The sequence below is a fragment of the Kitasatospora sp. NPDC017646 genome, from assembly GCF_044329365.1.
Lineage (GTDB): Bacteria > Actinomycetota > Actinomycetes > Streptomycetales > Streptomycetaceae > Kitasatospora.
This window is the reverse complement of the sequence record NZ_JBIRJC010000004.1, coordinates 347706-356187: the sequence shown is the minus strand read 5'-3', so window position 1 is coordinate 356187 and position 8482 is coordinate 347706. Positions and strand designations below refer to the sequence as shown.

Sequence of the window (8482 nt, the reverse complement as noted above, 5' to 3'; positions counted from 1 at the left end):
CCGGGCCCCCCCCCCCGGGGGGGGGGGGGGGGGGGGCCCCCCCCCCCGGGCCCCCCCCCCCCCCCCGGGGCCCCCGGGGGGGGGGGGGGGGCGGGGGGCCCGCCCCCCCCCCCACAGCCTCTCCGAGGTCAGTCGGCCAGCGGGAGGTAGACCCGGTTGCCCTGGGCGGCGAACTCGGCGGACTTCTCGGCCATGCCGGCCAGGGCCTCGGCGTCGAAGTCGCCGGAGACGGCCGTGGAGCCGTCGCCGTGCTCGTCGCGGATCTCCTGGGAGATCTTCATCGAGCAGAGTTTCAGCCTGAAGGCAGCACATCCGTCTCGTCATGCCGTGCATCCGCAGCGGCGAGCAGGACTTCCGCCGCCCCGGTGCGGACGTACAGCACGTACCGGCCGCTGCGGTGGGCGTCGACCAGGCCGGCGGCGCGGAGGGCGGTCAGGTGTTGGGAGACTCCGCCGGTGGTGATCCCTGTGCGGCGGGCCAGGTCGATCGTCGGGGCGGGCGTGTCGAGTTCGGCCAGCAGGCGGGCCCGGGACCGGCCGATGACGGCTGCCAGAGCCTGCGGGAGGGCGGACCGCCGTTCCCAGAGCGTGGCCACGCCGCGTGGTGGATAGCGCAAGGTGGGTTGCCAGTTCGGGGTGATGACGGAAAAGACCCGGGGCCAGACGAACACCGACGGAACCAGCAACAGACCGCGCCCGCCGAGTTGCCGACTGCCATGGGCATAGTGGTGCCCGACGTACAGGGTGTCCTCGTCCCAGGTCACGCCGGACCCCAGGTCGCCCAGCAACTGGTCCGCTCCGTGCTCGGCGAACAACCTGGCCCGGTGCAGCACGTCACCCTCCAGGAGTGAGCGCATCCGGGGCCAGTACGGCGCGAGGGCGATCTCCCAGTAGGCCGCCACGAGTTCGGCGAGCTCCGCGAGACCACGGCGCGGATCGTTGCGCAGCCGATCGATCCGCTCGGAACGCGGCGCGCGCGGGCCGCTGAGGCCGGAGCGCACCTGATCGGACGGCGTCGCGCGCAGCACGGTCAGCTCAAGTCCCAGATCGGCGACCGAGGTTGTCGGTGGCGGCGCCACGAAGACCGGTATCGCGCGGGGCGGTTCCGGGACCAGATCGGCGAGCAGACGCCAGTCCAGCCCCGAGGCGGCCAACCGGCGACGGACCTCGTCACTCCATGAGCGGTACAGCGGGTGCTCGGCCGGGCGCTTCAACACCCTGACACTGGCGACCACCTCCCACAGCGGCGACAGGGCGAACCTCGTGCGGGCCAGGTCGCGGACGGAGAACGCCATGTCCAGCACGGTGCAGCCCTTCTGCGGCGGAGGACCTCGCGGCCGACGGGTCAGGATTCAGTACAGCCTAAATTCCTCGCCGACCGGCCCGGCACGGCAGGAACCTCGCTCCATGACCAGCACTGATCTCGCCCACGGTCCGGGCACAGCGCCCACCCTCGATCCGCATCCCTCGGCCCTTCGCAACCCTGGTTTCCGCCTGCTCGTCGGCGCCACCGCAGTAAGCAAGCTCGGCACCGCAGTGAGCTCCCTGGCGATACCGCTGACCGCCGTCATGGCCCTGCACAGCTCAGCCGGGCAGGTCGGCATCCTGGCAACGTTGAGCACCCTCGCCTTCCTGCTGATCGGCCTTCCGGCCGGAGCGTGGGTGGACCGGATCCGGAAGCGACCGGTGATGATCGCGGCGGACCTGTTCAGGGCCGTGCTCTTCGGGTCTGTGCCGGCCGCCTGGCTGCTCGGCTGTCTGACGATCCAACAGCTCTACCTGGTGGTCCTGCTCGCGGGCGCGGCCACGGTCTTCTTCGACGTGGCCACACTGAGCCAACTACCCGAACTGGTCGGCCGGGACCAGCTCACCCAGGCCAACGCCCACCTGGTGACCGTGGACGCCCTCACCCAGATCGGCGGGCGCAGCGCGGGCGGCTTCCTGATGGCGCTGTTGTCCGCCCCGGCTGCGATCGTGGTCGACGCGGTCAGCTACCTGTGGTCGGCAGCCCTCCTGCGGCGTATCCGCCAGGCGGAGCCGCGGCCGCAGCACCGGCACGACACACGCCTCAGTGGCGAGATCCGCGAAGGACTGCGCTTCGTATTCGGCCATCCGACCCTGCGGGCCGTCGCCCTCGCCGGAGCATGCACCAACCTGTCGATCCAACTGTGCCAAACCATGCTGCCGGTGCTGTTCGCCCGTGAACTCGGCCTCTCCGACGGCGTCATCGGTCTGTTCTTCGCAGTCGGCGGCCTCGGGGTGTTCGTCGGATCGGTCTCGGCCCGCTGGCTGGCCCGCCGGCTCGGCGCCGGGCGGGTGCTGTGGGCTGATGGGCCTGGCCGTCGCGCCGTTCGGTGTCCTACTGGCGCTGGCCGATCGCGGCCCGGCACTCTGGCTCGCGGCTGCGGCCTGGCTGATCACCACCTGCAAGGTCGGCATCGACAACGTGATCAAGGTCAGCTTCCGCCAGAGCGTGACACCGGACCACTTGCTCGGCCGGATGAACGCCACCATGCGGGTCCTGCTGACCGGCTCCCTCGCGCTCGGTGGGGCCCTGGCCGGCCTGCTTGGTGAACTCGCCTCCGTTCGCACCGTCCTGTGGGTCGCTGCGGCAGGACTTGCCACGGTCTGGGTACCGGTCTTCTTCTCACCGCTGCGAACCCAGCGCGAATTGCCCGGCCCCGGCGCCCTGCGGTGAGCGGGCGAGCACGCGAGAGTGCCGCCCCGAAGCGATCGGGGCGGCACTCCGGGTGCGGGCGTCAGTCCGCCATCGGCAGGTAGACCTTGTTGCCCTGGGGCCTTGAACTCCTCGGACATGGCCTGCATGCCCTCGACGGCCTCCTCGTCGTACTCCGGGGAGGAGGCGCCGTTGCCGAATTTCTCATTGATGGATTTGCTGATCTTCATCGAGGACAACTTCAGCCCGGAACCAGCACATCCGATCGGCTCCTGGCCGCCCGCGACGCACGCGAACCGGGGGCAAGCAGTCGGCGCAACACGGTGGGAGTGTGCCCCACGTGCTCGCGGACGGTGCGGGTCAGATGAGCCTGGTCGGCGAAGCCAAGCCGTGCGGCCAGGTCGGCGAGACTTGCTTCGCCCTCGGCGAGTTGGTCCATGGCCTGGGAGACGCGCACGCGGTTGCGGTAGCGGGTCAGCGAGACGCCCGTCTCTCGCGAGAACACCCGGCTCAGTCGGTAGGGCGACACTTTCAACAGCGCGGCCAGTGAGCAGAGTCCTGCGGCCTCCGAAGCCCCTTCGGTGATCGCCTGACGCGCCGCAGCGGCCAGAGTCCGATCGGCCGACACCGGACGTAAGGGCAGCCCGCCGGCCGCCGCCGCGACAAGGCGAAGCAGCTCCTCCGTCAGCGCATAGTCGAGGTCGTCGGTTCCTGTGGCGCCCAACAGGCGACGGTGGGCGAGATCGACGCGCGCATCCACGTACACCGTCGCCGCAGCCAGCGGACGTCCCAGGAGGGACGGCTTGAAGCTGACCGACGTGCAGACGTCGCCCCCAGCCGGGTGCGCGAAGCGCTCTTCCTCGCCCGGCACGCCGAGGTACGCCATGGTCGGGTCCAGATCGGCATCGGTTCCGTCGGCCCACCGCCGAAACCTGCCACGTCGTACCAGCACCAAGCGGTGATCGTCGCGGGCCTCCGGCTCCGACCATCGGGTGTGGTCCGACCGGCAGCCAACGGCCGCCACGGTGAACTCAGGCCGGGCAGCAAGGGTCGACGCGGACAGCATGCTCCGGACAGTACGCGCCGGGTACGACAGAACGGCCCGCAAGGATCTTCAAGACCGTCGGTGCCATCGCCCCGGATGCTTGAGGTCACCTGATGACACGAAGGGAGCCATCAATGGCCGTCCACGCGGAGCTCACCGCGATCACCATCGACAGTGCCGATCCCCGGGCCCTCGCCGAGTTCTACCGGAAGGTCACCGGCTGGGACGTCGCGCAGGCCGACGACGACTTCGTCTACCTGGGCCAGGGCCCGATCCGGCTGGCCTTCCAGCGGGTTGCCGGCTACAGGGGGCCGGGCTGGCCCGACAGCGCCAAGCACGCCCACCTCGACTTCAAGGCCTCCGACCCGGAGGCAACGGTCAAGGAACTGCTCTCGGCGGGAGCGACCAAGCCCGAGTTCCAGCCCGGGGAGGACCAGTGGACCGTTCTGGCTGACCCCGAAGGACACCTGTTCTGCCTCACTTCGGCCTGACCGGGAGTTGATCGCCAATGGCCTCCGTCCACAAGGAATTCGTCATCGACGCCCTTCCCGAAGCGGTATGGGCTGTGCTCAGCGACTACGGCGCGGTGCACGAGCGGCTTGCGCCGGGGTTCGTCATCGACACCCGCCTGAGCTCGGACACCCGCACCGTGACGTTCGCCGACGGCACGATCGTCCTCGAAAGACTCGTCGACCTCGATCACGAGACGAAGCGGGTCGCCTACACCGTCGTCGGTGGGAGCCTCCATCCGTCCCACCACCACGCCTCCATGCAGGCCCTTCCGGAAGCCGAAGGCCGGACGAGATTCGTGTGGCACACCGATGTCCTCCCCGACACTCTCGCCGCGCCGATCGCCGAGTTCGTCGAACACGGCTCGGCGGTCATCCGCCGCACACTGGAAGCCTCGACGACGCCCAAGCGTGAACCGGCACGCACACCGCCCCGACCCCGATGACGAGACGACTGAGCGCCGCCCCGAAGTCGAGAAGATTTTCGGGACGGCGCTCAGCGCGCATCAGTCGGCGAGCGGGAGGTGGAGCAGGTTGCCCTGGGCCTTGAACTCCTCGGACTTCACCTTCATGCCTTCCAGCGCCTCGGCGTCAACGTCGCTGGTCACGACCGCCTTGTCGCCGTACAGCTCTGTGATGCTTTTGCTGATCTCCATCGAGCAGAGCTTCAACCCGGAACCAGCACATTCACGCCGGCCAACCACGCCGGCGCGGCCACCGGACCAGGCTGGACCGTCAGTACGGGAGCAGAACCGTGGTGTCGAGGGTGAAGCCGAACGGCTCGGGGATGTGGATGGCCTCCCCGAAATCGGCATCCTCCCTCATGCGATAGCGACCGGCCTCGGGCTCACTGAAGAGCGTGACGGTCTTCTGCGCGGCGTCCACCAACAGGTAGAGCGGAATCTGCATCAGCGGATAGTCACGGAGCTTGCCGACCCAATCGTTCTCCGGGTTCGACGGCGAGACGATCTCAACCGCGATCAGGGCCAGCTCGGCCGGGACCTTGTTCTCCGTGCTCGTCATGGCATCTTCGGGGAGATACGTGAGGTCGGGGTTTCGCAGCTTCGAGACCTGAGGCGAGGCCAGATCCATGTTCCCCGTGGAGAGGTATCCGGCCGGAGCGTGCGCCTCGAACTGTCGGCGCACAACGGAGAGGTTCCGCTCGTGGATCGCCGAGGGCGACGCCTGCATGATGACGATGTCACCAGAGAACTCGATCTTGAAGTTCGCCGGAGCTGACCTGCGGAACTCCTCGATCAAGGCGAGGTGCTCGGGGTTCATCTGTCCTCCTGAGGTATGGCCCAGCACCACGCTACCGGCAGCCGACGAGACGCTGCCCCGCGACGGCCTCTTCGGCATTGCGGGACAGCGTCGTCGTCAGTCCCGCGTCAGTCGGCCATCGGCAGGTAGACCTTGTTGCCCTGGGCCTTGAACTCCTCGGACATGGCCTTCATGCCCTCGACGGCCTCCTCGTCGTACTCCGGGGAGGAGGCGCCGTTGCCGAATTTCTCATTGATGGATTTGCTGATCTTCATCGACGTCAACTTCGGCCCGAAACCGCCACATTCACCGGCTGGAACGGATGTGAGGGGCGACCTCAGAAGGCCGACCACTCGGACGACGGCAGACGGTGGTAGGCATCGTCATCCCATTCGGCGGCCAGGAACACCGGCCTCGTGAGGAGGATGTCTCCCGCCCGCTGGGAGCACGCCACCAGCCCGAGGGTCTGCGAGCCGGGATCGCCGGCGGGCATGTAGAACAGTTCCGTGAACGGCTCACGCCGCTCTGCCCGCTCGATGATCCACTGCTCCACCTCAGATGGAGCGTGCCCGACCACCGGCATGCCCGCCACCCGGACCTGAGGCCCACAGAGGGCATCAACCGAGACGCCGGCCAGCCGCGCACAATCCGCGAAGTAGGCCCGCAAGCCCAACCCGGTGTACCCGTCGATGGCGGTGATCGTGTTGCCCCACGGAATCCTCTCCTGGAGGCTCGCCACAACGCCGCCGAGGGCGCCGGACACCTGCTCGGGACTCATCCCGAACCTCAGCGGCCCCACCCCGACATAAGGCTCAGCCGTCCACTGCGCCCGCTCGCTGTCCGGCTTCACGGTCCCCGTACTCACACCCACCGCCCCATGCTGATCATCCAGAGTGCCGAATGATCAGGCTAGGCCAGGTGCTGGGGAGCCCTTTCGCTCCCCAGCACCTGACCCCGTGGGCAGTGGCGTCAGTCGGCGAGCGGGAGATAGACCCGGTTGCCCTGCTCGGCGAACTCCTCGGACTTGGCCTGCATGCCAGCCAGGGCTTCGGCGTCGTACTCGGTGTTCACGGACTTGTCGCCGTACAGCTCTGTGATGCTTTTGCTGATCTTCATCGAGCAGAACTTCGGGCCGCACATCGAGCAGAAGTGGGCCGTCTTGGCGGGTTCGGCGGGGAGGGTCTCGTCGTGGAAGTCACGGGCGGTCTCCGGGTCGAGGGCCAGGTTGAACTGGTCCTCCCAGCGGAACTCGAAGCGGGCGTCGGAGAGGGCGTCGTCCCAGGCCTGGGCGCCGGGGTGGCCCTTGGCGAGGTCGGCGGCGTGGGCGGCGATCTTGTAGGTGATCACGCCGGTCTTGACGTCGTCCCGGTTGGGCAGGCCCAGGTGCTCCTTGGGCGTGACGTAGCAGAGCATCGCGGTGCCCCACCAGGCGATCATCGCGGCGCCGATGCCCGAGGTGATGTGGTCGTAGCCGGGGGCGACGTCGGTGGTGAGGGGGCCGAGGGTGTAGAACGGCGCCTCGTCGCAGATCTCCTTCTGGAGATCCATGTTCTCCTTGATCTTGTTCATCGGGACGTGGCCCGGGCCCTCGATCATCACCTGGACGTCGTGCTCGCGGGCGATCCGGCCGAGCTCGCCGAGGGTCTGGAGCTCGGCGAACTGCGCCTCGTCGTTGGCGTCCGCGATGGAGCCCGGGCGCAGGCCGTCACCCAGCGAGAAGGTGACGTCGTAGGAGGCCAGGATGGAGCAGAGTTCCTCGAAGTTGGTGTAGAGGAAGTTCTCCTGGTGGTGCGCCAGGCACCACGCGGCCATGATGGAGCCGCCGCGCGAGACGATGCCGGTCTTGCGGCGCGCGGTCAGCGGGACGTACCGCAGCAGCACGCCGGCGTGGACGGTCATGTAGTCGACGCCCTGCTCGCACTGCTCGATGACGGTGTCCCGGTAGACCTCCCAGCTCAGCTCCTCGGCCTTGCCGTCGACCTTCTCCAGGGCCTGGTACAGCGGCACGGTGCCGATCGGCACGGGGGAGTTGCGCAGGATCCACTCGCGGGTGGTGTGGATGTTGCGGCCGGTGGAGAGGTCCATGACGGTGTCGGCGCCCCAGCGGGTGGCCCAGGTCATCTTCTCCACCTCCTCCTCGATCGAGGAGGTGACGGCGGAGTTGCCGATGTTGGCGTTGATCTTCACCAGGAAGTTGGTGCCGATGACGGCCGGTTCCACCTCGGGGTGGTTCACGTTGACCGGGATGACGGCCCGGCCGCGGGCCACCTCCGCGCGCACGAACTCGGGCTCCAGGCCTTCGCGCAGCGCCACGAACTCCATCTCCGGCGTCACCACACCGCGCTTGGCGTAAGCGAGTTGAGTGACGGCGGCGCCACCGCGGCCGCGCAGCGGGCGGCGCGGGCGGCCGGGGAAGACGGCGTCCAGGTTGCGCAGGTTGCCGCCGCGCGGCGAGGTGTGCTTGATCCCGTCGTCCTCGGGGCGCGCCTCGCGGCCGTCGTACTCCTCGACGTCCCCGCGCTGGCGGATCCAGGGGTCGCGCAGGGCGGGCAGGCCGCGCCGCACGTCGGGCTCGTAGCCGGGGTCGGTGTACGGGCCGGAGGTGTCGTACAGCGGGACGGTCCGGCCGTTGGTGAGCTGCACCTCGCGGTACGGGACCCGCAGGTCGGGGCGGGATCCGTCGCGGTACGCCTTGCGCCAGGCCGGCGTGGGATAGCCGGTGCGCTCGCTGCTGGGGGCGCTCTGGGCAGACTGCGGCTGTGCTTCGAACGTGGTCATCTGACCTCTACTCCCTACGCCGGCATTACCCGGTCCAGGTTCCTGCGGTCGACGCAGCCGTCGGTCCGTCCGTCGACGTCCCGGTCAGCGCCCTCTCAGCCCGGTGCTCCGAGCTCCCGCGTCGCAGGCGGTGTTGCCTGCACATGACGCCAACACGGTAGCGAGCCGATCGCCGCAGGTCCAGACGGTCCCCGAACGGAGCCGCCACGCGAAG

At 69.0% G+C, this 8482-nt stretch carries 10 protein-coding genes, 1 pseudogene and 1 riboswitch; of the genes and pseudogenes, 3 read left to right on the top strand and 8 right to left on the bottom strand.

What is annotated here, in order from left to right:
- Positions 1 to 128: 128 nt before the first annotated feature.
- Both ACH4J0_RS09850 and ACH4J0_RS09845 read right to left on the bottom strand, forming a co-directional pair.
- Positions 129 to 311: pseudogene (locus ACH4J0_RS09850) on the bottom strand (phosphomethylpyrimidine synthase ThiC); the annotation flags it as partial.
- Positions 293 to 1294 carry a DUF5937 family protein gene (locus ACH4J0_RS09845; protein WP_396238053.1) on the bottom strand — a complete coding sequence of 334 codons (1002 nt, stop codon included), beginning with the start codon at positions 1292 to 1294 and terminating at the stop codon, positions 293 to 295. The gene ACH4J0_RS09845 and the pseudogene ACH4J0_RS09850, both read right to left, overlap by 19 nt.
- Before the next feature lie 112 nt (positions 1295 to 1406).
- On the opposite strand from ACH4J0_RS09845, the gene ACH4J0_RS09840 reads away from it, so the two are divergent.
- Entirely contained in the window at positions 1407 to 2573 is a 1167-nt protein-coding gene (locus ACH4J0_RS09840) for an MFS transporter (RefSeq protein ID WP_396238051.1), read from the top strand.
- Positions 2574 to 2917: 344 nt separating this feature from the next.
- Here the strand turns inward: ACH4J0_RS09840 and ACH4J0_RS09835 are convergent, their stop codons facing one another.
- Positions 2918 to 3742: a helix-turn-helix domain-containing protein gene (locus ACH4J0_RS09835; protein ID WP_396238049.1), complete on the bottom strand. Its 825-nt coding sequence runs from the start codon at positions 3740 to 3742 to the stop codon at positions 2918 to 2920.
- A 113-nt stretch (positions 3743 to 3855) separates the two neighbouring features.
- Here ACH4J0_RS09835 and ACH4J0_RS09830 point away from each other — a divergent pair, with 113 nt between their 5' ends.
- Together ACH4J0_RS09830 and ACH4J0_RS09825 are read left to right on the top strand one after the other, a co-directional pair.
- Positions 3856 to 4212 (top strand): VOC family protein, encoded by a 357-nt coding sequence (locus ACH4J0_RS09830; RefSeq protein ID WP_030557138.1) that lies wholly within the window; start codon positions 3856 to 3858, stop codon positions 4210 to 4212.
- 17 nt (positions 4213 to 4229) lie between these two features.
- Positions 4230 to 4676, top strand: a complete 447-nt coding sequence (locus ACH4J0_RS09825; protein ID WP_396238047.1) for an SRPBCC family protein — start codon at positions 4230 to 4232, stop codon at positions 4674 to 4676.
- A 60-nt stretch (positions 4677 to 4736) separates the two neighbouring features.
- Here the strand turns inward: ACH4J0_RS09825 and ACH4J0_RS09820 are convergent, their stop codons facing one another.
- The 5 genes from ACH4J0_RS09820 to thiC all read right to left on the bottom strand — a co-directional run bounded on the left by ACH4J0_RS09820 (position 4737) and on the right by thiC (position 8268).
- Entirely contained in the window at positions 4737 to 4886 is a 150-nt protein-coding gene (locus ACH4J0_RS09820) for a thiamine biosynthesis protein ThiC (protein WP_396238045.1), read from the bottom strand.
- Between the two features lie 79 nt (positions 4887 to 4965).
- Complete coding sequence (locus tag ACH4J0_RS09815) at positions 4966 to 5511, bottom strand: Uma2 family endonuclease (RefSeq protein WP_396238043.1); 546 nt, start codon at positions 5509 to 5511, stop codon at positions 4966 to 4968.
- A gap of 107 nt (positions 5512 to 5618) precedes the next feature.
- On the bottom strand, positions 5619 to 5765 hold the full coding sequence (locus ACH4J0_RS09810; protein ID WP_396238041.1) for a hypothetical protein: 147 nt from the start codon (positions 5763 to 5765) through the stop codon (positions 5619 to 5621).
- Positions 5766 to 5827: 62 nt separating this feature from the next.
- Entirely contained in the window at positions 5828 to 6340 is a 513-nt protein-coding gene (locus ACH4J0_RS09805; RefSeq protein WP_396238039.1) for a hypothetical protein, read from the bottom strand.
- Between the two features lie 119 nt (positions 6341 to 6459).
- Positions 6460 to 8268, bottom strand: coding sequence for a phosphomethylpyrimidine synthase ThiC (gene thiC, locus ACH4J0_RS09800; protein ID WP_396238037.1), 1809 nt, complete (start codon positions 8266 to 8268; stop codon positions 6460 to 6462).
- A riboswitch (TPP riboswitch) is annotated at positions 8263 to 8398 on the bottom strand. Its footprint overlaps the gene before it by 6 nt.
- Positions 8399 to 8482 lie beyond the last annotated feature (84 nt).